This window comes from Corynebacterium sp. HMSC072G08, assembly GCF_001809185.1.
Lineage (GTDB): Bacteria > Actinomycetota > Actinomycetes > Mycobacteriales > Mycobacteriaceae > Corynebacterium > Corynebacterium phoceense.
In genome coordinates, this window is sequence record NZ_KV796422.1 from 82,428 (window position 1) to 105,837 (window position 23,410).

Sequence of the window (23,410 nt, forward strand, 5' to 3'; positions counted from 1 at the left end):
GGCTTGACTTAGAGGCTGGCGCGGTGGATGGCAGACGCATCACCCTCGATGGTGACCTCCGCGGCGTCGCGGCCGTAGGTCCACAGGATGAGCTCGCCCACCGTGCCAGACACACGAACGACGGCGCCGCCGTTGGCCGCCACGCCGTGCTTATCCGCGACGAGGATGCGCGGGTAGCCCGCCGCGAAAAGCGCGACCGGCTGCGCAGACTTGGAGAGCATACGCTTGGCGAGCATGCCCAGAGTCGAATACATCTCGTCGCTGACCGCGTCCGAGAAATCCCGCGGCGTAGTCTGCCCATTGGCGCGGCGCACATCTTCCAAGTGAATGTAGTGCTCCGCGAAATTCACCTTCGAGTCGGCGTAACGCAAAGGATTGTACTTTGAGGCTCCCCTCCCCCACGCGTCCACAAGCTCATCGAAGTCGCGCCCCTTGGCCTGCGCCATGGCGTTGTCGAGGCGACCAGCGAGTGCCGGCACGAACATGCCTGCGGCGGCATCGGGGCGGTTCTCGCGCACCCACAGGTGTGCGGCGAGATCGCGCGTGGTCCATCCTTCGCACAGCGTGGGGGCATCCGGACCAAGTTCATGGAAGAGCGCCACCAAGCGGGCGCGTTCAGCAGACGAAAAAGACATGAGCCCCAGCATAGTCGCGCACTACCCACGCGAACGCGCCTCACGCACACTCACCGAATCTGTACAGGAATTCGGCGTAACTTCACAGTTCTGTGAAAACGCCGAGCGCCCCAGCCGGGCTGCGGCTGGGGCGCTGTGCGCGGTGTCGCTTAGAGCGATTCGAGGGACGCGTGGACCTCGTCATCATCGGCGACGACGTTGCCCGACGCGGTCGGGACGATGGTCGGCAGGATGACCGGCTCGCGCTTGTACTTGGACTCCATGAGCTTGGAGACCTTGCGACGCAGCTTCTGGACCATGCGGTAGGTGTCGTTTTCGCCTTCCGCGGCCAGATCGTTCATGGTGTTCTCCACGAGCTTGGCGACCTCCGGCACGAGGGCACGGTCGTCGTCGGAGAAGCCCGTCGTCGCGACGGTCGGGTGCTCCATGAGGCGCATCGTACGATTGTCGATGACGCAGGTGATGGAGACAACGCCGCCGGCACCGAGGTTGGTGCGGTCAGCCAGGGTGTCAGCGTCGACTTCGCCCATGGACACGCCGTCCACGTAGAGGTTACCGACCGGAATCTGGCCGACGACCTGCGCGCGGCCGTGGCGTAGCTCGACCACAACGCCGTTCTGTGCGAGAACCACGCGATCCTCCGGAACGCCGGTGGAGATAGCCAGCTGCTTGTTCGCACGCAGGTGGCGCCACTCGCCGTGGACCGGCATAGCGTTCTTCGGGCGTGCCGCGTTGTACAGGAAGAGCAGCTCGCCACCGTAGCCGTGACCCGAAGCGTGGACCTTGGCTTCCTTGTTGGTGATGACCTCAGCGCCGATCTGCGAGAGCATGTTCATGACACCGTAGACGGCTTCCTCGTTGCCCGGGATGAGCGAGGAGGAGAAGATGATCATGTCACCTGCGCGAACGGTGATCTGGCGGTGTTCACGGCGGGCCATGCGCGACAGCGCCGCCATCGGCTCGCCCTGCGTACCTGTCGTGATGAGCAGGACCTTGTGCGGGGCCATCTTTGCGGCCTCATCAATCGGGATGATGGTGCCGCGCGGAACCTTGAGGAAGCCGAGCTTCTCCGCGATTTCCATGTTGCGCATCATCGAGCGACCGTTGAAGGCGACCTTGCGGCCGGCGTAGACGGCGGCATCGATAGCAGCCTGCACGCGGTAGACGTTCGAAGCGAAGGACGCGATGATAACGCGCTGCTTCGCGCCCGAGACCAGGCGACGGAAGGTCGCCGGGATGTCGCCCTCAGAGGCCGAAACGCCCGGGATGTTCGCGTTCGTCGAGTCACAGAGCATGAGGTCCACGCCCTCGTCGCCGTAGCGGGACAGCGCCGGCAGGTCGGTGGGACGGCCGTCGAGCGGCGTCTGGTCCATCTTGATGTCACCCGTGTGGATGATGTTGCCAGCCGGGGTGCCAAGCATGATGCCCAGCGCGTCCGGGATGGAGTGGTTGACGGCCCAGAAGCGCAGGCGGAACGGGCCGTAGTTGAGATCCGACTTCTCGTTGACCTCAACGAACTTCGGCTTCTGGCGGTGCTCCTTGCACTTCGCGGCGATGAGCGCGATGGTAAAGCGCGAAGCGATGATCGGCAGATCTGGGCGCAGCTTGAGCAGCCACGGGATCGCACCAATGTGGTCCTCGTGCGCGTGGGTCACGACCAGAGCCTTGACCTTCTTGAGCTTCTTCTCAATCGGGCCGAAGTCCGGCAGGATGAGGTCGACGCCCGGCTCGCCCGAGGACGGGAAGAGGACGCCCGAGTCGATGATGAGGATGTCATCGCCGTACTCGAAGACCGTCATGTTGCGGCCGATTTCGGAAATGCCGCCCAGCGCGTAGAGACGCAGTGCGTCCTTCGGCTGCTTCGGCGGTTCCGGCAGGCGCTGGGTCAGGTCGGCGCCCTGCATCGACTTCGGCACGTTGCGGCGACCGCGGCCATTATTCTTGCCGCCATTGTTGCCGCCGCGACCACGGCCACGGCCACGGTTGTTGCCGCCGTGGTTTTGGTCGCCACCGTTGTCATTGCCGTTATTGTTGTTATTGCCGTTGTTGCCACGGTTGTTTCCGCCGCGGCCACGGCCGCCACGGGAACCGCGCGAGCGGCGGCGGCCGTTGCCCTCGTCGTCGTTGGAGGACGACGAGTGAGCCTCGTTGGAGGCGTTGTTATTCGCCGCAGAAGCCTGCTCGGAGGGAGCCTGGAAAACCGGCGAAGCCGCCTCGTTCGAGGCCGCTTCGTTGCTTTCTGCCGGCGGGCCCGCCTTGCGGGTCACCTTCCGGGCACGTTTTTGGGGTTCAGTCATTCTTAAAGGACTCCAGCCTTTTCCATATCTAGGCGCAGAGCAGCAATCTCGTCCTCATTCGCTCCGAGGACCGGAAGACGCGGCTCTCCGCAATCAATGCCCTGCAGTCGCAGGGCCGCTTTTGCCATGGTTGCTCCACCCAGACGCGCCTGTGCGTGAATGAGCGGGGTCAAGATCTCGGCGTTAATCTCGCGCGCACGCGCCAGATCGCCGGCTTCAAACGAAGTATAAAGTTCTGCGAGAGCCTGCGGCGCGGCGTGGCCGACGACGGAGATAAAGCCCGATGCACCCAGGGCGACCCAGGGCAGGTTGAGCGGATCATCGCCGGAGTACCAGGCCAAACCGGTCTCTCGCATGAGTTCGGCGCCAAGTCCAAGGTTGCCCTTGGCGTCCTTGACGGCACGGATGGTGGGTAGCTCCGCCAAGCGACGCAGAGTATCTGCCTCGATGGCGATGCCAGAGCGGCCAGGGATGTCATAGACGCAGATCGGAGTATCCGTTGCATCCGCGATAGCAGCAAAGTGGCGGTAGACGCCCTCCTGGGAGGGCTTGGAGTAGTACGGTGCCACGACGAGGAGACTGTCAACGCCTACCTCAGTGGCGGCGCGTGCCATCTCGATGGACACGGCCGTGTTATTCGTACCGACGCCCGCGCAGATCTTCGCGCGGTCGCCAACCTCGGCCTTGACGGCCTTGAGCAGGTCTACCTTCTCCGCCGGCGTCGTCGTCGGCGATTCGCCCGTCGTTCCTGAGATGACCAGCTGGTCAATCCCGCTATCGACGAGATGAGCGGCAAGGCGTCGCGCGCCCGGCAGATCGAGGTTGCCATCCCCGTCAAACGGGGTGACCATAGCAACTCCGACGCGTCCGAACGTCTCAACGCCATTCTTTGCTGTCATACCTGTGCTCATGGGGTACAAGGTTACCCGCTCATGGCCCTCATGTGGACATCGGGCCGCGAGTGGCGTCTAAATCCGATCCGCCAGCCCACGCTCACGCGAACGGGCTCGACGCCATCTCCGTCCCATCCGGCAGCTGCGTGATGTGGAAGTCGTCAAAGAGCGTCGGCGCCTGCTCGCGCAGAATCTTCAGGCATTCCACTGCAACGGCCCGCAGCTCCGAGTCAGCATGCTCCGTCGCCCGCGCGCCAATAAACTGGCGCCATGCCCGGTAATTGCCGGTGACCACAATCCGCGACTCAGTCGCGTTGGGCAGCACCGCGCGCGCGGCTTGGCGGGCCTGTTTCTTACGCAGCAACGCATTGGGCTCGTCCTCGAGCTTGTCCTCGAGCGCGCGCAGCAGCTCCTCGTAGACGAAGCGCGTTTCGTCCACGGCCTGCAGCATCAACCGCGTGAGCTCCGGATCCGCTGCCACCAAGTTCGGCAGCACAACCTCCGCTTCCTCCGAGTGGACGAAGCGCTGGCTCAACTGGCTAAACGAGAAGTGACGGTGGCGCACCAGCTCGTGCGAGGCCGAACGCGAAATGCCCCGGATGTAGAGCGTCGCCGTGGCGTGCTCGAGCAACGCATCGTGGCCGACCTCCATGATGTGGTGAAGGTACGTCTCGTTTGTCGCCGTGCGCGGATTGGGCTTATCGAAGGACTCGTAACATGCGCGTCCCGCGAACTCGACCAACGCCTCCGCGTCCGTGGCGGAGTCATCCGGCGCCCAGGACACATCGGCTGGCGCGTGGAATGCCGTGGCCGCGATGAGCTGGACGTCGAGCTTCTTTTCTTTCGCCATTACAGATCCAGGTAGTTATCGAGGCCCACCACGAGACCCGGGTGCTCCGCGATATTGCGCACGCCCACGAGCACGCCCGGGGTAAACGAGGAACGGTCGTAGGAATCCTGGCGGATGGTGAGCGACTGGCCCTGGGCACCGAAGATGACTTCCTCATGCGCGACCATGCCACGCATGCGCACCGCATGCACCGGCACGCCGTCGACGTCCGCACCGCGGGCGCCCTCCAAGGACTGCTCCGTAGCGTCCGGCATGGCGCCCAACCCGGCCTCCTTGCGTGCCGCAGCAATGCCCTGCGCGGTGTGGATGGCCGTGCCCGACGGTGCGTCGAGCTTCGTCGGGTGGTGGAACTCGATGACCTCGGCGGTCTCGAAGAACTTCGCAGCCTGCTTTGCCAGCGTCATGGTAAGCACGGCCGAAATGGCGAAGTTCGGCGCGATGAGCACGTGACCCGCCCCCTCGGCCTTAGTCCACTCCTCCACCTTGGCCAAACGCTCAGCATCAAAACCAGTCGTACCAACCACGGCGTGGATGCCATGCTCGACCACGAACTTGAGGTTATCCATCACCACGCCCGGCTGCGTGAAGTCCACGACAACCTCCGCGCCGTTATCCACGAGCTCCTGCAGCGGGGTGTCGCGGTCAATCTCCGCCACGAGCTCCAGGTCGTCCGCTGCGTTCACACCCTCTACGATGGCTTGCCCGACGCGCCCCTTCGCGCCCAAAACCCCGACCTTGATTGTCATGTGCGACCTCCATACAACGCATTACGGCTACTTTTACTCGTTTCGCCATCCTACTCGTCTCGCACGCGCTCGCTTTTATAACGCCACCAGTCCCACCGCGAGGGCGCCACCGACCGCCCCAGCAAAAGCTAAAGGGACAAACCGGAGCACGAACCGGCGACCCCACACGCCCCATTGCAGGGCCACCAGCTTGAGATCCACCATCGGTCCCACTGTGAGAAACACCAGTTGCGCAACCGGACTGACTCCCACGAACGAGGCTGCAATGAAAGCATCCGCCTCAGAGCACACGCTCATGATGATGGCCAGCATCGCCATCGCAGCAATCGCCAGGAGGGGTTGGCCTGCCAGCGTTTCCAGCCACTGTGCGGGTAGGAGCACCTTCAATGTCGCTGCGATCATCGCGCCGAGCACGAGGCAGCCACCCGCGGAAGCGAAGTCGTCCACGATGTGTCCCGCAACGTGCCGCCATCGGTGCTCGCCTGGGACACGGTGATGCTCATGGCTGCCATGACGGGAGTTTTCGGCGACTGTAACGCCCACGCGTTGCCATGCCCAGCCCACGATGCTCGCCGCAACCAGGCCCGCTGCGAGACGCGCCCACGCCATCGCAGGCGCATCGGGGAAAGCTACGGCCGTCGCGACGAGCACCACAGGGTTGATAGCGGGGCTGGCCAGCATAAACGCCAAGGCTCCACTCGCAGGCACGCCCCGGCGCATGAGCGTTGCGGCCACTGGCACCGCGGAACACTCGCAGCCAGGCAAGATAACCCCGGCCGCGGCCATCCCCGGCACCCCAGCGCGCCCGGCGCGCAGGAATACCGAATCCGGGACAAGCACAGCCAGCACCGCAGAAACAACCACGCCCGCAACAAGGAACGGTGCGGCTTGGAAGACAATGGCGACCAGAAGCGTGGCCCAAGCGTCGAGCGCGCCGTGCAGACGTAACGGTCCCCCAACCCCAAGCTGCAAAGCCACGCCTAGGGCACAAATGACGACAGACCACACGCCGATCTGCCGCAGGCGCGCGCTAGTTTCAACAAGCTCCGGATCAACGTGGTGCGGGACTCTAGTGCTCATACGGATCCTCCGGCACCCCAATAGCGGAGATGTCGCGAGAAGCTGCCACGGCTAGCACCGGTTCTTGGCCCGGACTCACTGCGCCGGTCACCTCATACCAGGCGTCCTCGCTCAGCGCGGCGTTGGTATCCAGCCGCACCGAATAGGCCATGGCATCGGCCGCACAGCAAGAAATGGTGAAGCGGGTCAGGCGCCATCCGTCCTCCGCACGCACGGCGAACCCGCGCACCGTTACCTTTTTGCCAGCAATGTTCTCCGGCTCCAAGTGTGCGCGCACGTTCAACTCACGGATTCCCGCGGTCTCCCCCAGCGGAGCGAACGCAGATTTCCCGCGCAACTCTGAGGCCGCAGGCTGCCGGGCGCCTGCGTGATTCTGAGCGACCGTCGAGCCCAACTGATGCGGCTGCGCGAGCCACACCAGCGCCAGAGGAACGAGCAACAACCATGCCATGCGCGGCACGGGCCGATCCGCCCGCGCAACTATCGCCGCTCCGAAAAGCACCACACCGGCTGCAATGAGGAGCCAGCTAAACCGTGGCGCAAGGTAACGGGCCACGTCTCCGACTGCGACCAGCCACACCAGCCCTAGAGCGAACACGCCCACGAGCACCACGCCACATTGCCGCACTCGCACCTCACCCATACTTCTACGCCGTTATTGAAACCGCCCTACTATAACCCGCTTTCCGCCTAGACTGGAAGACATGAGTACCACACGCCACTTCCGTTACTCCGCTCTCCTCGCGCTGCCGTTAATCGTGGCTGGCTGCTCAAGCACCGAGCCTTCCGATGCCCCCGCCTCCCCCCTCGCAGCAACCTCCAGCTCGGGAACCACTAGTGCAGCAACGTCCAGTACCGAATCCAGCGCCCTGGCATCGAGTCCGGAGTCGCCCACCACGAGCACCGATCCCGAAGACACCGCCGGTTCCGCACCCGCCGGTTTCCTCGGCACCCCGTCGCTCGCGGACCAGCCGCTCACGCAAGCCGAAGGCGCCGAACTCGTCCCCGTCGCCGTGCGCGTCGGCTCGCACGAGGGCTACGACCGCGTCGTCATCGAATTCACCGGCCCCGGAAAGCCTGGCTGGTACACGCAGTACACCAACTCCCCCGCAGCCCAGGCCTCCGGCAAGCCCGTCGCCTACGACGGGGCCACCGCCCTCGTCCTCGGTATCGAAGGCACCCCGTGGCCGTCTACGCCGCAGCTCCAGCAGCAGTACGCCGAGTTCACCACCTACCCCGGCGCAGGCGCCGTCACCGGAGTCAACTTCGTCAACGCCTTTGAGGCGCAGTCTCAATTCGTCATCGGCCTCGACCGCCAGCTGCCCTACTCCGTGACCTTCCTCGAGGGCCCGCCGCGCGTCGTCGTCGACTTCCAGACCTCCTAGCCCCGCGCGCCTGGATTTCAGAACAACCAAGCCCCAGATTTTGCGAGATCTGGGGCCTTCGTTGTCCTGAAAACCGCGAACGGCCCGCACGGAACGAATCCGTGCGGGCCGTGTGAGCGTCAAGCGCTCATCCGATGAGGACTAGTCCTCCTCGACCGGGACGAGGGAGATCTTGCCGCGGTTGTCGATGTCCGCGATCTCGACCTGAATCTTGTCGCCGACATTGACGACGTCCTCGACGCGCTCGATGCGCTCGTCGCCGCCCAGCTTGGAGATGTGGATAAGACCGTCGCGGCCCGGCGTGAGCGAGACGAAAGCACCGAAGGCGACCGTCTTCACGACGGTGCCGAGGAAGCGCTCGCCGACCTTGGGAAGCTGCGGGTTGGCGATGGAATTGATGCGCTCGATGGCGGCATCGGCAGCCTCGCCCGTGGTGGCGGAGACGTACACAGTGCCGTCTTCTTCGATGGAGACGTCCGCGCCGGTTTCCTCAGTGATGGCGTTGATGGTCTTGCCCTTCGGGCCGATGAGCTCGCCAATCTTGTTCATCGGGATCTTCACGGACGTGATCTTCGGGGCCAGGCCGGACATCTCGTCCGGACCCTCGATGACCTCAGCCATGGTGTCCAGGATGGTGGCGCGGGCATCACGTGCCTGTTCCAGAGCCTGCGCCAGGACCTTAGACGGAATGCCGTCCAGCTTGGTGTCGAGCTGCAGCGCGGTAATGAACTCGGAGGTACCGGCGACCTTGAAGTCCATGTCGCCGAATGCATCCTCGGCGCCGAGGATATCGGTGAGCGCGACGAACTTCTCCTTGCCGTCGACCTCGCCGGAGACGAGGCCCATGGCAATACCGGCGACCGGAGCCTTGAGCGGCACGCCCGCGTTGTACAGGGACAGCGTAGAGGCACAGACAGACCCCATGGAGGTCGAACCGTTGGAGCCGAGAGCCTCAGAGACCTGGCGGATGGCGTACGGGAAGTCCTCACGGGACGGGATAACCGGGAGCAGGGCGCGCTCGGCAAGCGCACCGTGGCCGATCTCGCGGCGCTTCGGGGAGCCGACGCGGCCGGTCTCACCGGTGGAGTACGGCGGGAAGTTGTAGTGGTGGATGTAGCGCTTGGAATCGACCGGGGTGAGCGAGTCGATTTGCTGCTCCATCTTGAGCATGTCCAGGGTGGTCACACCGAGGATCTGGGTCTCACCGCGCTCGAAGAGCGAGGAACCGTGGGCGCGCGGAACGAGGTCGACCTCGACGCCCAGGTCGCGGATGTCGGTGACACCGCGGCCGTCGATACGGAAACCCTCAGCCAGAATCTTGGAACGGACGATCTGCTTCATCACGGCGTTATACGCAGCGCGAATCTGCTTGGAGGCATCCTCCAACTCCGCGAAGCGGTCGAGGAGATCCTCCTCGATGTCTTCCATGTACTCGTTGGTCGCGTCGTCGCGGTCCTGCTTGCCTGGGATGGTGAGCAGCTCGCCCAGCTTCTTGGAGGCCTTCTTTTCCACGGCCTTGAACACGTCATCGGTGTACGGCGGGAAGAGCGGGAACTCCTGGGTTTCCTTTGCGGCGCGCTCGGCCAGGCCAGCCTGTGCCTCACACAGCGTGCGGATGAACGGCTTAGCGGCCTCGAGGCCCTCGGCCACGGTGGACTCCTGCGGTGCCGGGGCACCGTCCTTGATGCGCTCGGCGACGTTCTCGCCAGCACCTGCCTCGACCATCATGATGGCGACGTCGTCCTTGCGGCCCTTCTTCACAATGCGGCCGGCGACGACCATCTCGAAGAGAGCTCGCTCGTGCTGCTCGGCGTTCGGGAAGGCGACCCACTGGCCCTTCGGGTGCTTATCATCGGCGATGAGCGCCATGCGTACGCCGCCCACGGCGCCGGAGACCGGCAGGCCGGAGAGCTGCGTCGCAGCAGACGCGCCGTTGATGGCGACGACGTCGTAGTACTCGTCCGGGTCCATGGACATGACGGTGATGACGACCTGGACCTCGTTGCGCAGGCCCTTGACGAAGGTCGGGCGCAGCGGGCGGTCGATAAGGCGGCAGGCCAGGATGGCCTCGGTGGAGGGACGACCCTCGCGGCGGAAGAAGGAGCCCGGGATCTTGCCCGCGGCGTACATGCGCTCCTCGACGTCGACCGTCAGCGGGAAGAAGTCAAAGCCCTCGCGCGGCTGGTTCGACGCGGTGGTCGTGGCCAGCAGCATGGTGTCGTCATCCAGGTAAGTGGTGACGGAGCCGTCCGCCTGACGGGCCAGCTGGCCGGTCTCGAAGCGGATGGTGCGGGTACCGAAGTCCCCATTGTCGATGGTGGCAATCGCCTCGGTGATGCCAAATTCCTCATCAACGTTAAATTCAACAGCGTTCTTAGCGCTCAAAGTTTTCTACTCCTTGTAGCCCGGCGATCATCGGTGCCGCCGGTTGAAAAATCGTTGGGTTTTCTACAACGAGTAGCGATTTTAGCAGCTTTCCTGGGATTATGTCGAACATCACGCTCCCCGACTCGCGGTACAGGCTTAGGCTTAAACCATGGTCATGTTCGTGTTGTGGTCGCTGCCCACGCTGGTGTTTCTTCTTCTCCGGCGCCAGCCCGTGACCGTCGGACTCGGGCGGCCGCAGGCGCACGGCTGGACGTGGGCCGGCATCCTGCTGCTCGTGTTGCTGGTGCTGAGCTACCTCGTGTTGTTGCCTGTGCCGGCGGAGGTTGTCGCCCAGACCACGACTGCAACAACGGCAATGGGATTCCTCGCGATGGCGCTGCGCGCGGTGGGCGAAGAAATCTTCTTCCGCGGTTTCCTACAAGGAATTATCACCCAACGCTGGAATGCCGGCGCGGGAATTACAGTGCAGGGTCTCCTCTTCGGCCTCATCCACCTACCGCTGGCCATGATGGATGTCGCCCTCATCCCGCTCTTTGTTGTGCAGATTGCCACCGGCTTCGCCCAGGGTTGGCTGCGCGAGAAAAGCGCTTCTTTATGGCCCGGCGCCGCCGTGCACGCTGCCATCAACATCCTCACGGCAATGCTCCTCGTGTAGCCCACGCGCGGGACTAGGCGAACGGGTCGCGCCCTCCCAGCTTCATGTCGAAGCGCGCATAGTCCTCAAGCGACGCAAAGTGGCGCGCATAGAGGTCCACGTCTCCCTCGACCGTGCCGTAGAGTGCAGGCGCGACATCCACGATGTGGCGCATGACGATCGTGGGATGCTCTGCCGATTCTTGGCTACGCGCCAGCGCCATGACCTTCGCGCGCGCCTCATCGTCGTCTGTGGCACGGACGAGGACAATATCTTCGCGGAAATACGACGGCGCGCTGGGCTCTACCGATTCAAGTTCAAAAACGACAATGCCGATATACGGTTCCATGGTGCCAAGCTACCGTCTCAGGGGCCGCGATACCTGCTTCGTGATCACGACGGCCCTAGAAAGCAACACACCCCGTCCGAAGACGGGGTGTGAAAGCAACCGGAAGGCTTAGCGACGCAGGCCCAGGCGGGCGATCAGGTCACGGTAGCGGTCGATGTTGGTGGCAGCCAGGTACTTCAGCAGGCCACGACGACGACCAACCATCAGCAGCAGACCACGACGGGAGTGGTGATCGTGCTTGTGGGTCTTCAGGTGCTCGGTCAGAGTGTTGATGCGGGAGGTGAGCAGAGCAATCTGCGCCTCCGGAGAGCCAGTGTCGGTCTCGTGCAGGCCGTACTCCTTGAGGATTTCGGCCTTCTTCTCAGTGGTCAATGCCATGAGTATTACTCCTCGTTTTATTTCAGTCCGCATGAAATGTCGCGCCGCGAAAGGCGCGCCTGCAACTGCTGCGAACCGCAGTACACAGACTTCGGAAGATATTACAGGTCAGCGCTGAATTTACCAAAAAGCTCGGCCATACGTGCCATGAGGTCGTCGACGAAGCGGTCGATATCCACACCGACTGCCGCGCGCGAGGTGACCTCCGTGTGGAAGCGGGCCGGGTCTCCCGTGGTGCGGCCTTCGTGAGTGCACATCATGTTGATGGGCAGCCAGTCGATGAGGCTCGGGGTTAAGGCGGTCGCGACGGCGAGCGGATCATGCAGGCCACAGCCGCCCAGCTCCGGCTCGGACTTCGCGTAGGCGTCGATGTAGTAGTCGAACATGTCGGCGTAGATGTCCCCTACCAGGGTTCCACGCCACTGCGCGGTGTGCTTCTTCGTGAGCACGGTGCGCGTCGTGACATCGAGACCCACCATGGACACGTTCGTACCGGTACGCAGCAGGAAGTCCGTTGCCGCGGGGTCTTGGATGACATTGGCCTCGGCCAGCGGCGTGACGTTGCCGGGGACGGTGAGGGCTCCGCCCATAAAGACCACGGGGGCATCGGCAAGCTCGGGTGCCTCACGCATCGCCGCGGCGATGGTGGTCGACGGTCCCGTGGGAATCATGGTGAGATCCGCGCCGTGGGTGCGGTAGGCCTCGATGAGGAAGTCGACCGCATCGGTGGTGATGATCTGCTCCGGGGCGGCGGGCAAGGCGACGTTGCCCACACCGTTCGAGCCATGAATGAACGAGGATATCTCGAGGACCTCGAAGCCGGGCTTCTGCGGGCCCGGGATGACAGGAATCTCGGGGTGTCCCAGCAGCTCGAGAAGCGCGCGAGAGTTGGCGACACCCTGCTCGACGTCGACATTGCCGTAGGTACCCGTCACCGCCAGTAGCTCGGCCTCGCCACGCTCGTGGGCGGAAATCGCATAAGCCAACGCGAGCGCGTCATCAATACCGGTGTCGAGGTCGAGGATGAGCTTCATCTAGCCCTCCTTGAGGAAGTACTGGTCGGGGGTCCAGCCACGGGCGGCGGCATCGGCAGCCAAGGCAACGCGCGCGGCGGCGACGTCGCGGTGCATATTCTCCAGCAGCTCGTCCACGGAGTTGAACTTCACCATGTCCCGCAGGTGAGCGACGAATTCGACGGTGGCCTCGTGGCCGTAGAGATCAGCCTCGCGGTCGAGTACGAAGGACTCGATGGAGCGCTCCTCGTCGCCGAAGGTGGGGTTCGTACCCACGGAAATCGCGGCGGCGTAGGCGCGGCCCGGTTCCATGTTGCCGTCCACACGCGCGGCGGTCGGGTCGATGTAGAACCAGCCTGCGTAGACGCCGTCAGCAGGCAGCGCGTGCGTATCCGGGAAATACTGGTTGGCGGTGGGGAAACCAAGTTCCTTGCCGCCGCGGCCGGCACCGCGGACGACAGGGCCGTTAACACTAAACGCGCGGCCGAGCGCCCAGTTGGCGTGCTCCACGTTGCCTTCGGCAAGCTGAGAGCGCACGTAGGTCGAGCAAATATCCACGTCGTCGTCGCTGAGCAGCGGAATGACGGTGACGTCGAATCCTTGTGTCTTTCCTAACGCAGTGAGCAGTTCCGGCGTGCCGGCGGCGTTCGCGCCGAACGAGAAATTCTGGCCCACGACCACACCGCGGGCGTGGAGGGCGTCGACGAGGAGCCGGTCCACGTACGCCTCTGGGCTCAGGCCGGCGAGTTCTTTGGTGAAGTCGATAACGAGGACGCCGTCGACGCCGTAGCTCTCCAGCAAACGCAGGCGCTCCTCAAGGGTCGTCACGGCCAGCGGCGCGCGCTCCGGCAGGAAGACCGACACGGGATGCGGGTCGAAGGTGACGACGACGGCCGAGCGGCCCTCGGCGTGGGCACGTTCCACGGCGGCATCGATAAGCAGCCGGTGGCCGCGGTGTACGCCGTCGAAAACGCCGATGGTCACGATGCTGCCGTGCGAGCACTCGACCTCGCTGAGTCCATACCAAATATCCACGCGCACCATGTTAGTTCACGCGTGCCCCGTCGCTTAGACTAGCGGACATGACTGATGCACTCGCCACCTCCGGCCTCGTTGTCGTTGACAAGCCCGCGGGCATGACCTCCCACGATGTCGTGGGGCGTCTGCGCAGGTTCTTCCACACGAAGAAGGTGGGCCACGCGGGCACGTTGGATCCCATGGCGACGGGAGTGCTCGTCCTGGGCCTCGAGCGCGGCACGAAGTTCCTCGCGCACATGGTCGCCTCCACGAAGGCCTATGACGCCACCATCCGCCTGGGCCAAGCGACCTCCACGGATGACGCGGAGGGCGAGACCATCTCTTCTGCGGACCCGTCCGCGCTTTCCGATGCCGCCATCACCGACGGCGTCGCCGCGCTCACCGGAGACATCATGCAAAAGCCCGCGGCAGTCTCCGCTATCAAGATCGACGGCAAGCGTGCCTACGAACGCGTCCGCGCCGGCGAAGACGTCGAGATTCCCGCGCGTCCTGTAACGATTTCTCGCTTCGACATCCTGGAGATTCGCCGGGGATCGTTTGTAGACGTCGACGTCCACGTGGAGTGCTCCTCGGGTACGTATATCCGCTCGCTGGCCCGCGACCTCGGCGAAGCACTCGGCGTGGGCGGGCACCTCACGGCCCTGCGGCGAACCGAGGTCGGGCCTTTTACCTTGGCCGACGCACGCACGCTGGAGGAACTGGAAGAATCCCCTACCTTGTCGCTGTCTCTCGACGAGGCGCTGGCGCGCTCCTATCCGGTCCTCGACGTCACGGAAGAAGAAGCGGCGGCGCTGGCCATGGGCAAATGGCTCGAGCCGCGGGGCTTGAAAGGCGTGCACGCGGCCGTGGACCCGTCCGGCAGGTCCGTTGCGCTCATCAAGGAGAAGGGCAAGCGCCTCGCGACGGTCTTCGTGGCGCGGCCGTCGACGCTCTAAGTCGAAGTATGAATGAGTCACGGAGTTTCTTGCCGAAAACCCATGACTCATTCACGTTTGAACCCGCACGCGAAGTGTCAGAGGGTATGCGGCACCACGGTCGAGACGATGACGTAGCCGTCGCGGATGACCCAGCGGCCCTCGATGAAAGGCACGGGCGTGGGGCGCGCCAAGATATAGGAGATGAGCGTGCCGTCCGCGCGCAACGAGATTTCCGCTTGGTCGAAGTCGAGCCAGCGCTGCGTCATGGGAAACCACGCCTTGTACGTGGCCTCCTTCGCGCAGAAAAGCAAGCGGTCCGGGCAGGTCACGCCGGCGGCGACGAGCTTGGACATTTGGGGCACCTCGCTGGCCCGGGCGATGGCGTCGAAGACGCCTTCGGGGAGGACATCGGCAGGCTCGGCGTCGATGCCAATCGACCGGACGGAGGAATAGGGTGCCGCAACGGCCGCGCGAAAGCCCTGGGTGTGGGTAATGGAGCCCACGAAACCGTCCGGGAAGAGCGGCATGCCGCGTTCCCCTCTTAAGACGGGCCCCGTCGCGCCGAGCTCGGAGAGGGCTTGGTGGGCGCACCAGCGGGCGTCGCCGAATTCGGCCTTGCGCACGTCCACGGCTTGGCTAACCAGGGTGCGCTCGAGGGGATCGAGGCCGTCATAGTTTAAAAGGTCGGGTTCCGAGGTGCGCACGTAGCAAAAGCGCGCGGAGTCAGGGAAGAGCACGTTATCGATCATGAGCCCATCACCTTGTACGGCCAGACCTGTCCGTCGCGGCTTTGCCATTCGCGCGGGTAGCCCAGGGAAACCTCGGCGTGCGTGACGCCGTCGATCTCCTCGACCACCGGGATGTGGAGGTGACCGTAGATGACCTGCTGCGCGTGGTAGCGCTTCGGCCACGCGCGGGTATGGCGGGTGCCGCACCACAGGGCGACCTCGGGATAGCGCATGCGCTGCGTGGGCTCTTGGACGAGCGGCCAGTGGTTAATGAGAATCGTGGGCCCGTCGATCCGGGACAAGCGCTTAATCGAGTACGCGAGGCGGTCCCAGCACCACGCGCGGATATCAACGAAGGGGGCGATGGCCACCTCGTCGGTCATCATGATGCCCTTCTCCCCCGCCGCGGAGACGGCGTCCTCGGCCGAGACACCCGGCGTGCGGAAGCTGTAATCGTAGAGCGTAAAGAGCGGGACGATGGTCACCCCGTGGAAGACGGGGTACGGGTCCTCTGGCGTAATGACGCCCAGGCGGCGGCAGCCGGCCACGAGCTTGGCGTACTTCGCGCGGCCGCGGAAGCGGTCCTGGCTGCGGGCAAAAAGCTCGTGGTTGCCAGGAACCCAGATGACGGTGGCATAGCGCGACGCCAGCTCGCCGAGGATCTCCAAAATGAGGTCAGTGCGCTCCGCAACATCGCCAGCGACGATGAGCCAATCACTTGGATCGGAAGGCTGCAGCGCCTCGATGCGGGGCCGGTTTGCCTTGGCCGCCGCATGCAGATCGGACACGGCCCATAGGGTTGCCATCTACAGCTCCTTTCTGGCCCACTTCATTGACTTAAAACGATAAATCACGCCCACGGTGCGGAGGGCGATAAACGCCGCGAGTCCGGCCCACACGCCGGTAAGCCCCCAGTCCAGGGCATAGGCGAGGAAAACGCCGGGCAGATACCCCAGGATAACGGAGGCAAGGGTGAGCGTGCGCAGGAAGGCGGCATCGCCCGCGCCGAGCAGCACGCCGTCGAGTGCGAAGAGCACACCACCCGTGATGACCATGGCAACCATGACCCACCACGGTCGCGCAAGCGCGTCGAGCACCGCGGAGTCCTGGGTGAAGATCCGCGGAATGAGGGAGGCACCCACCGCGAAGACGACCGCGAGTGCCACCGCGAAGCCTGCCGAGTAGCCCACAATCCGCTGCCCCACTCGCTTGGCGGAGTGACCAGCGCCGAGGGCCGCACCGATAAGCGTCTGCGCCGCGATGGCGAGCGAGTCGAGGACGAGTGTCAGGAAATTCCACAGCTGCGTCATAATCTGATGCGCGGCCAGGGGCGCCGTGCCGAAGCGTCCCACCACGGCCGTCGCGGAGAGCATCGCCACCTGGAACGCGAGCGACCGCACGATGAGGTCGCGGCCGAGCACCAATTGCTTGCCGATGACCCCTCGGTCCGGGCGCCAGTCCCCCTCATGTTCGCGGTGGAGCTCACGCAGGAAGCACGCGGCGATGATCCCCATGCCCAGCACGGTCGCCGCCGCGGAGCCGAGAACGCCCCAGAAGTGCACGAAGATGGGCACGGCGATGGCACCCGGGATGAGCCCGGCCAGGGTGAACAACAGCGGCTTGCGGGTATCTTGGACGCCGCGCATCCAGCCGTTGCCGGCCATTTCCACGAGGGTAAGCGGGATGGCGAGCGCCGCGAGGCGCAGCCACTCGGCGGCTAGGCGCGCGACTTCCTCGGAGCCCGTCATGAACCTGCCGATGCTCCCGGCGAAGACCCACATGAGGGCCATGAGGATCGCTCCCACGCCCAGGGCCACCCAGGTGGCCTGGACGCCCTCAGCGACGGCGGCCTGGCGGTCGCCACGGCCGTAGAAGCGGGCGGAGCGCGCCGTGGTGCCATAGGACAGGAAAGTCAGCTGGGTGGTGACGACCGATTGCACGGTCGCGGCGGCCCCCAGGGCCGCGAGCGCCGTGGCACCCAAGCGTCCCACGACAGCGGTGTCGAGGAGCAGGTAGAGCGGCATCGCGGCCAGCACGCCCAAGGCGGGCAGGGCTAGGCCGAAAATCCGTCGCGCGGAAACTGTCTCCTCGGTCATTCTTCGGCGAGCAGGGTGACGAGCTGGTTGATGATCTCCCCCTCGTCACCGTACGTGGTGTAGCCGGCGGCCGGCACGTGTCCGCCACCCCCGAGGCGGCCGGCGATCTCGGCGCAGTTGACCGTGGACGAGCGCAGGGAGACCGCCCACACGCCGCGGGACTGTTCCTTGAAAACGACGCCAATATCAGAACCGTCGAGCGCGCGGACGAAGTCGACGAGCGACTCCACGGAGCCCTCGGCCGAACCTTCAGCGAATTCGAGCGAGGCGACGAGGATGCCCAGGTGGTGCGGGCCCGCCGGCAAGATGCGCAGGCCAGAGAGCACGCGGCCGACCATCTGCAGGTCATCCGCATTCGTGGAGTCAATGAGGTCCACGGCGATCTGCTTGGTGTCGAGCCCGTATTGCATGTAGCGGTGGGCGTACATGTGCATGGCCGGACGGCCCCAGCGGAAGGAGCCGGTGTCCGTCATCAGGCCGGCGTAGAGGCCGTGCGCGATCTTCGTATCGAGCTGGACGGAGAGCAAGTCGAGCACGCGCGTCAATACGACCGTCGTGGACTCGCACTCATCGAGCACGAGGTTGATGGAGCCAAACCCTTTGTTCGAGGAGTGGTGGTCGATGCACACGAGGTTGTCGACCGTCGCCACGTCGTCTTCGAGCAGACCCGTGCGGTCGATGGCGCCGCAATCCACCGTGACGTAGACGTCATAGTTTTCCGGCAACGAGGAGGCGAGCTGAATGCGCTCGGAGCCCGGAATGGTGAGCAGGTTCTCCGAGACCGGGCGGCGCTGGCCGATGACGATGGTCGACTCCTTGCCCAACTGATCCAGGCCGAGGGCGAGTGCCGAGGCCGAACCGACGGCATCGGCATCCGGGCGCAGGTGTGTGATGATGCAGACGCGCTGCGCCGCCTTGAGGGCGTCAACAACCGCCTGGAATTGTGCTTCAGTTCCGGCCATCTACTCCTCCTCGCCCGACGTCTTGTACGGGTTCGCGTCGCCCGCTGGACGCGCGTTCTCCTTGAGCTTGGCCAGCTCCGCGTCGCGCTGACGAGCGCGCTCAAGCAGCTCCTCCATGTGCGCGGAGGCCTCCGGCACGGCATCGAACTCGAAACTCAGTGTGGGCGTAAAGCGCACGGAGAGCTGATCGCCCACGATCTTGCGCAACTGACCCTTGGCGCGGTGGAGCGCCTCGGCCGCCTGGTCCAGATCCGGCTCGGAGTTCAGGTCCTTGCCACGGACGGTGTAGTACACCGTGGCGTCGTGCAAATCGCCGGTGACGCGGGTGTCCGTGATGGTTACCAACTCGAGACGGCGGTCTTTAATCTGACGCTCGATGGCACTGGCGACGATCTCCTGAATGCGCTTGGCCATACGGGCCGCGCGGGCGTGATCAACCATGGCTACTCCTTCATGCTTACAGCTTGCCGCAGACGCGGCGTTCAACCAACCAAGTCTAGAGGACAAGCCCTCCCTCGCGCACCTAGCGGGGCGGGCACGCGAAAGCCCGCGTTTCCTCAATTCAGGAAACGCGGGCTCAGCGTCGAATTATTCCGGTATAGAACTCACGCGACTAGTCGCGCGGAACCTCGACCTCTTCGTAGGCCTGCAGGATGTCGCCCACCTGGATATCCGGGTAAGACAGGACAGCACCGCACTCGTAACCGGCGTTCATCTCGGTGACATCGTCCTTCTCGTGACGCAGAGACTCGATCTTCGCGTCGGAGGAAATGACGTTGCCATCGCGGACCAAGCGCACCTTGCCGTTGCGCTTGATCTTGCCCTCGGTGACCATAAGGCCGGCGATGGTACCCACCGCAGAGGACTTGAACAGCGCGCGGATCTCGGCCGCACCAGTGTCGCGCTCTTCGTAGATGGGCTTGAGCATGCCCTTGAGAGCCTGCTCAATCTCTTCGATGGCGCGGTAGATGATGGTGTAGTAACGGATGTCCACGCCTTCGGCGTTGGCCTCCTCCGTTGCCTTACCCTCAGCACGCACGTTGAACGCGATGATGATGGCGTCCGAGGCAGCCGCGAGCGAGACGTTGGTCTGCGTGACAGCACCGACACCGCGGTCGATGATGTTGAGCTGGACCTCGTCGTCGATCTCCAGGTCGAGCAACGCGTCCTCGAGGGCTTCTACCGAACCGGCGTTGTCGCCCTTGAGAATGAGGTTGAGCGTGGAGGTCTCCTTGAGCACGGCATCCAGGTCTTCGAGAGAGACGCGCTTGCGGGACTTCGCCTGCAGAGCGGAACGCTTGCGGGCATCACGCTGCGCGGCAATCTGACGCGCGACACGGTCGTCCTCGACCACGAGCAGGTTGTCGCCCGCACCCGGCACGCCGTTGAGACCCTGGACCTGGACCGGGCGCGACGGACCCGCCTCGTCCACGTCGTTGCCGAACTCGTCGAGCATGCGGCGCACACGGCCATGTGCGTCACCCACGACGATGGAATCACCGACGCGCAGCGTACCGCGCTGAACGATGACCGTCGCGACCGGGCCACGGCCACGGTCGAGGTGGGACTCGATAGCAACGCCCTGGGCGTCCATGTTCGGGTTCGCCGTGAGCTCGAGCGCCGCGTCCGCCGTAAGGATGACAGCCTCGAGCAGGTCCTCGATGTTCGTGCCGGCCTTCGCAGAGATGTCGACGAACATGGTGTCGCCGCCGTACTCCTCCGGGATGAGGCCGTACTCGGTGAGCTGGCCACGAATCTTGTCCGGCTGTGCCTCGGGCTTATCGACCTTGTTCACCGCAACGACGACCGGGATGTCCGCAGCCTTCGCGTGGTTGATGGCCTCCACCGTCTGCGGCATAACGCCGTCATCGGCAGCGACAACGAGGATCGCCAAGTCCGTGGACTGGGCACCACGCGCACGCATGGCGGTAAACGCCTCGTGACCCGGGGTATCCAGGAACGTAATCGTGCGCGGGCCATCTTCGAGCTCCACCGTGGTCTGGTAGGCGCCGATGCCCTGGGTGATGCCGCCGGCCTCACCCTCGCGCTCGTGCGTCTTACGGATGGTGTCGAGCAAGCGGGTCTTACCGTGGTCGACGTGGCCCATGACCGTGACGACTGGGGGACGCTTCTCCTGGGCTTCCTCGCCGCCTTCGTCCTCGCCAAACTGGAGGTCGAAGGACTCGAGGAGCTCGCGGTCCTCGTCCTCCGGCGAGACGACCTGCACCTCGTAGTTGATCTCAGAGCCGAGCAGCTGCAGCGTGTCCTCGGAGACGGACGCCGTTGCGGTCACCATCTCGCCGAGGTTGAACAGAGCCTGGACGAGCGCTGCCGGATCGGCACCGATCTTCTCAGCGAAGTCAGCGAGCGACGCGCCGCGACGCAGGCGAACGACCTTGCCGCCGCCGTCGGGCAGGCGGACGCCGCCAACCTCGTGCTTCTGCTGCTCTTCGTACTCATGGCGCTTCTGACGCTTCGACTTCTTGCCGCGACGCGGAGCGCCACCCGGGCGTCCGAATGCACCCGCGGTGCCGCCGCGACGACCGCCGCGACCGCCGCCACCACGGAATCCGCCGCCACCAGCAGCGTGCTGGCCCGGACGGGAACCGCCGCGGCCGCGTCCGCCGCCACCGGCGTTGGAGGACTTGGACGGCATCGTAGCCGGATTCGGGTGCGCCGGCATCATGGCCGGGCTCGGACGACGACCGCCGCCCTGCTGGCCACCCGGACGACCCTGGCCGCCCTGCTGGCCGCGGTTCTGACCGCCACGGTTCTGGCCGCCCTGGCCACCGTGGCCACGACCTTCGCCGCCCTTACCTGCGCGCGGGCCCTTGGAGCCACCCGGACGCGGGCCCGGACGGTCGCTCGAACCCGTGGAGAACGGGTTATTCGCCACACGACGCGTGCCGCCCGGCTTCGGCATAGAACGCGGGGTCGGTGCGCCCGGCTTCGGGGCAGCGGACTGACCCGGCTTCGGGGCGCCCTGCGCCGGTTTCGACGCGGGCTGGCCCGGCTTAGCGGCGTTAGACTTCTCTGCACCCGGCTTGGGTGCGCCCGGCTTCGGTCCCGACTTCTCCGCGGGCTTGCCCGGCTTCGCCTGCGCAGACGGGGCCTGCTGGCCCGGCTTGGGGTTGCCAGCGCCCGGCTTCGGGGCAGCAGACTGTCCCGGCTTGGCAGCACCCGACTTGGGCGCGCCACCCTTCGCGGGCTGCTGGGCGTCATCCTTGGCGCCCTGCGGCTCGTAGAAGGCACGCATCTTCTTCACCACCGGCGGTTCGATGGTGGACGATGCGGTTTTAACGAACTCGCCCTGGTCCTTCAGGGTCGCGAGCAGTTCCTTGCTGGTTACTCCGAGCTCTTTCGCGAGCTCGTGAACGCGTAGCTTTCCGGCCACTTGTCTCCTCTTGGTTGTTACTTGAGGATGGCCGCGAAAGTGGCGGCCACCGTCAAGAGTTGTTGTTGACGACTTTCATCGCTGATGCTTCATCGTTGTGCGCTCATCAGTGTGGGGTCTTCCTTTATGCAATCTGGGTCCGGCACCACGTTAGGGCGCCGCGACCGACTCCAGGTACGAACGTACTTGACCTGTGTCCACGTGGGTAGACGTGCGCAGCGCGCGACCGAAAGCTCGGCGGCTCTCTGCTAGCTCATATGCGCCCACATCCGGCGTGAGCCACGCTCCCCGTCCGGGAAGGCGGCGGTGCGGATCGGCCACGACGCGAGTTGGATCTGCGGGGTCGAGGACCACGCGGAGCAGCTCGGTATCGGGGCGGCGGTCGCGAGTGGCAATGCACGTACGCACACGGGGTGACGTCATAGCGAGGTCAACTCCTTCGTGCTCGTGCACGCCCCGATTCAGGGCGCGCGGGATTACCACCGGTGTCCACCGGCGCATGAGGGCCGTTCCCTAGTCTACGCGACATGACGCAGAATTTGAACTTAGGGTAAACGCGCCGCCACTCAAGCGTGGCGGCGCGACACCAAAATTACGCGGCGCGACACCACAATTTACTCTGCAGACTCCGCGTCCGAGTGGATGTCGATCTTCCAGCCGGTAAGACGCGCGGCGAGACGAGCGTTCTGGCCCTCCTTGCCGATGGCGAGCGAAAGCTGGTAATCCGGCACGGTGACGCGGGCGATCTGCGCCTCCGGATCGAGGACGTCGACGCGCACGACCTTAGACGGTGCAAGCGCATTGCCCACGTAGACGGCCGGGTCCTCGTTGAAGTCAATGATGTCGATCTTCTCGCCGTGGAGCTCACGCATGATGTTGTTGACGCGCGCCCCCTTGGGGCCAATGCAGGCGCCCTTGGCATTAAGGCCCTTGGCCTTGCCCTGCACGGCGATCTTCGTGCGGTGGCCAGCCTCGCGGGCAATGGAGATGACCTCCACGGAGCCGTCGCCAACCTCCGGGATCTCCAGCTCGAAGAGGCCGCGGACGAGCTCCGGGTGGGTGCGCGAGAGACTCACCTGCACGGCAGCGCCGTTCTTATGCACGTCGACGACATACGCCTTGACGCGGTCACCGTGCTTCAAGGTCTCGCCCGGGATCTGCTCGGCGGGCAGGAGGATACCGTCCTGGGCGTCGGCTTCGGTGCCGAGCTGGACCACGACGATACCGCGCTCGTTGGCGCGCGCGTCGCGCTGCACGATGCCGGAGACCACGCGACCGGTGAGCGGCGTGTAGGAATCAAAGGTGCGGTCGGCCTCAGCCTCACGCATGCGGCGCAGGATGGCGTCGCGCACGGCGTGGGCGCCCACGCGGCCGAAGTTGGCTGGGGTGTCGTCATATTCGGTGACGACCTCGCCGGTCTCCGGGTCGGTCTCGGTGACGATGACGGCCACGGCGCCGGTGTCTCCGTCGATGTCCACGCGGGCCTTGACGTTCTCGTCCGGCTCCGTCGCGCGGTATTCGCGGTAGGAGAAGAGCAAAGCGGATGCGATGGTCTGCAGCAGATCACCCACGGGGATGCCCTGCTGCGTCTGGATGGTGCGCAATGCCGCGATGTCGATATTCACTT

At 64.9% G+C, this 23,410-nt stretch carries 23 protein-coding genes; 3 read left to right on the forward strand and 20 right to left on the reverse strand.

The window, feature by feature from the left end:
* Positions 1-8 precede the first annotated feature (8 nt).
* From HMPREF2559_RS06015 to HMPREF2559_RS06045, 7 genes are all read right to left on the reverse strand, one after another.
* Positions 9-647 (reverse strand): TIGR03085 family metal-binding protein, encoded by a 639-nt coding sequence (locus HMPREF2559_RS06015; protein WP_066486646.1) that lies wholly within the window; start codon positions 645-647, stop codon positions 9-11.
* A gap of 137 nt (positions 648-784) precedes the next feature.
* On the reverse strand, positions 785-2,932 hold the full coding sequence (locus HMPREF2559_RS06020; protein ID WP_083297790.1) for a ribonuclease J: 2,148 nt from the start codon (positions 2,930-2,932) through the stop codon (positions 785-787).
* Positions 2,933-2,934: 2 nt separating this feature from the next.
* Positions 2,935-3,843 carry a 4-hydroxy-tetrahydrodipicolinate synthase gene (gene dapA / locus HMPREF2559_RS06025; RefSeq protein ID WP_066509637.1) on the reverse strand — a complete coding sequence of 303 codons (909 nt, stop codon included), beginning with the start codon at positions 3,841-3,843 and terminating at the stop codon, positions 2,935-2,937.
* Between the two features lie 82 nt (positions 3,844-3,925).
* Entirely contained in the window at positions 3,926-4,675 is a 750-nt protein-coding gene (gene thyX, locus HMPREF2559_RS06030) for an FAD-dependent thymidylate synthase (protein WP_066486650.1), read from the reverse strand.
* Positions 4,675-5,421 (reverse strand): 4-hydroxy-tetrahydrodipicolinate reductase, encoded by a 747-nt coding sequence (gene dapB, locus HMPREF2559_RS06035; RefSeq protein ID WP_066486652.1) that lies wholly within the window; start codon positions 5,419-5,421, stop codon positions 4,675-4,677. Before dapB ends, thyX begins: the two co-directional genes overlap by 1 nt.
* A 75-nt stretch (positions 5,422-5,496) precedes the next feature.
* Complete coding sequence (locus tag HMPREF2559_RS06040; RefSeq protein WP_070539889.1) at positions 5,497-6,501, reverse strand: permease; 1,005 nt, start codon at positions 6,499-6,501, stop codon at positions 5,497-5,499.
* Positions 6,491-7,144, reverse strand: a complete 654-nt coding sequence (locus tag HMPREF2559_RS06045) for a TIGR03943 family putative permease subunit (protein ID WP_066486661.1) — start codon at positions 7,142-7,144, stop codon at positions 6,491-6,493. Before HMPREF2559_RS06045 ends, HMPREF2559_RS06040 begins: the two co-directional genes overlap by 11 nt.
* Positions 7,145-7,205: 61 nt before the next feature.
* Between HMPREF2559_RS06045 and HMPREF2559_RS06050 the strand changes: the two genes are divergently transcribed.
* A complete protein-coding gene (locus HMPREF2559_RS06050) occupies positions 7,206-7,886 on the forward strand; it encodes an AMIN-like domain-containing (lipo)protein (protein ID WP_070539892.1) in 681 nt (226 codons plus the stop codon).
* A gap of 141 nt (positions 7,887-8,027) precedes the next feature.
* Here the strand turns inward: HMPREF2559_RS06050 and HMPREF2559_RS06055 are convergent, their stop codons facing one another.
* A complete protein-coding gene (locus HMPREF2559_RS06055; protein ID WP_066509644.1) occupies positions 8,028-10,271 on the reverse strand; it encodes a polyribonucleotide nucleotidyltransferase in 2,244 nt (747 codons plus the stop codon).
* A gap of 151 nt (positions 10,272-10,422) precedes the next feature.
* On the opposite strand from HMPREF2559_RS06055, the gene HMPREF2559_RS06060 reads away from it, so the two are divergent.
* Positions 10,423-10,929: a CPBP family intramembrane glutamic endopeptidase gene (locus HMPREF2559_RS06060; RefSeq protein ID WP_066486668.1), complete on the forward strand. Its 507-nt coding sequence runs from the start codon at positions 10,423-10,425 to the stop codon at positions 10,927-10,929.
* Positions 10,930-10,942: 13 nt separating this feature from the next.
* On the opposite strand, the gene HMPREF2559_RS06065 is transcribed toward HMPREF2559_RS06060, so the two are convergent.
* The 4 genes from HMPREF2559_RS06065 to HMPREF2559_RS06080 all read right to left on the reverse strand — a co-directional run bounded on the left by HMPREF2559_RS06065 (position 10,943) and on the right by HMPREF2559_RS06080 (position 13,692).
* Positions 10,943-11,257: a DUF4288 domain-containing protein gene (locus tag HMPREF2559_RS06065; RefSeq protein ID WP_066486671.1), complete on the reverse strand. Its 315-nt coding sequence runs from the start codon at positions 11,255-11,257 to the stop codon at positions 10,943-10,945.
* 108 nt (positions 11,258-11,365) lie between these two features.
* Positions 11,366-11,635 (reverse strand): 30S ribosomal protein S15, encoded by a 270-nt coding sequence (gene rpsO, locus HMPREF2559_RS06070; RefSeq protein ID WP_066486675.1) that lies wholly within the window; start codon positions 11,633-11,635, stop codon positions 11,366-11,368.
* Between the two features lie 101 nt (positions 11,636-11,736).
* Positions 11,737-12,669, reverse strand: a complete 933-nt coding sequence (locus tag HMPREF2559_RS06075; protein WP_070539895.1) for a nucleoside hydrolase — start codon at positions 12,667-12,669, stop codon at positions 11,737-11,739.
* Positions 12,670-13,692 (reverse strand): bifunctional riboflavin kinase/FAD synthetase, encoded by a 1,023-nt coding sequence (locus HMPREF2559_RS06080; protein WP_066509648.1) that lies wholly within the window; start codon positions 13,690-13,692, stop codon positions 12,670-12,672.
* 38 nt (positions 13,693-13,730) lie between these two features.
* Here HMPREF2559_RS06080 and truB point away from each other — a divergent pair, with 38 nt between their 5' ends.
* Positions 13,731-14,621 carry a tRNA pseudouridine(55) synthase TruB gene (gene truB, locus HMPREF2559_RS06085; RefSeq protein ID WP_066509655.1) on the forward strand — a complete coding sequence of 297 codons (891 nt, stop codon included), beginning with the start codon at positions 13,731-13,733 and terminating at the stop codon, positions 14,619-14,621.
* 77 nt (positions 14,622-14,698) lie between these two features.
* Here truB and HMPREF2559_RS06090 read toward each other — a convergent pair whose 3' ends face one another.
* From HMPREF2559_RS06090 to nusA, 8 genes are all read right to left on the reverse strand, one after another.
* Positions 14,699-15,352: a 4'-phosphopantetheinyl transferase family protein gene (locus HMPREF2559_RS06090; protein ID WP_066486690.1), complete on the reverse strand. Its 654-nt coding sequence runs from the start codon at positions 15,350-15,352 to the stop codon at positions 14,699-14,701.
* Entirely contained in the window at positions 15,349-16,137 is a 789-nt protein-coding gene (locus HMPREF2559_RS13120; protein WP_066509656.1) for a metallophosphoesterase family protein, read from the reverse strand. The genes HMPREF2559_RS06090 and HMPREF2559_RS13120 overlap by 4 nt, the downstream gene beginning before the upstream one ends.
* Positions 16,138-17,427, reverse strand: a complete 1,290-nt coding sequence (locus HMPREF2559_RS13125; protein ID WP_066509664.1) for an MATE family efflux transporter — start codon at positions 17,425-17,427, stop codon at positions 16,138-16,140.
* Entirely contained in the window at positions 17,424-18,389 is a 966-nt protein-coding gene (locus HMPREF2559_RS06105; protein WP_066509665.1) for a DHH family phosphoesterase, read from the reverse strand. The genes HMPREF2559_RS13125 and HMPREF2559_RS06105 overlap by 4 nt, the downstream gene beginning before the upstream one ends.
* Positions 18,390-18,830 (reverse strand): 30S ribosome-binding factor RbfA, encoded by a 441-nt coding sequence (rbfA, locus tag HMPREF2559_RS06110; RefSeq protein ID WP_066486702.1) that lies wholly within the window; start codon positions 18,828-18,830, stop codon positions 18,390-18,392.
* Positions 18,831-19,002: 172 nt separating this feature from the next.
* The gene (infB, locus tag HMPREF2559_RS06115) at positions 19,003-21,783 is read right to left on the reverse strand and encodes a translation initiation factor IF-2 (protein WP_066509667.1); all 2,781 of its coding nucleotides are present in this window, start codon (positions 21,781-21,783) and stop codon (positions 19,003-19,005) included.
* A 150-nt stretch (positions 21,784-21,933) separates the two neighbouring features.
* Positions 21,934-22,206, reverse strand: coding sequence for a YlxR family protein (locus HMPREF2559_RS12420; RefSeq protein WP_083297791.1), 273 nt, complete (start codon positions 22,204-22,206; stop codon positions 21,934-21,936).
* A 191-nt stretch (positions 22,207-22,397) separates the two neighbouring features.
* Positions 22,398-23,408 carry a transcription termination factor NusA gene (gene nusA, locus HMPREF2559_RS06120; RefSeq protein ID WP_066486705.1) on the reverse strand — a complete coding sequence of 337 codons (1,011 nt, stop codon included), beginning with the start codon at positions 23,406-23,408 and terminating at the stop codon, positions 22,398-22,400.
* Between the last annotated feature and the right edge of the window lie 2 nt (positions 23,409-23,410).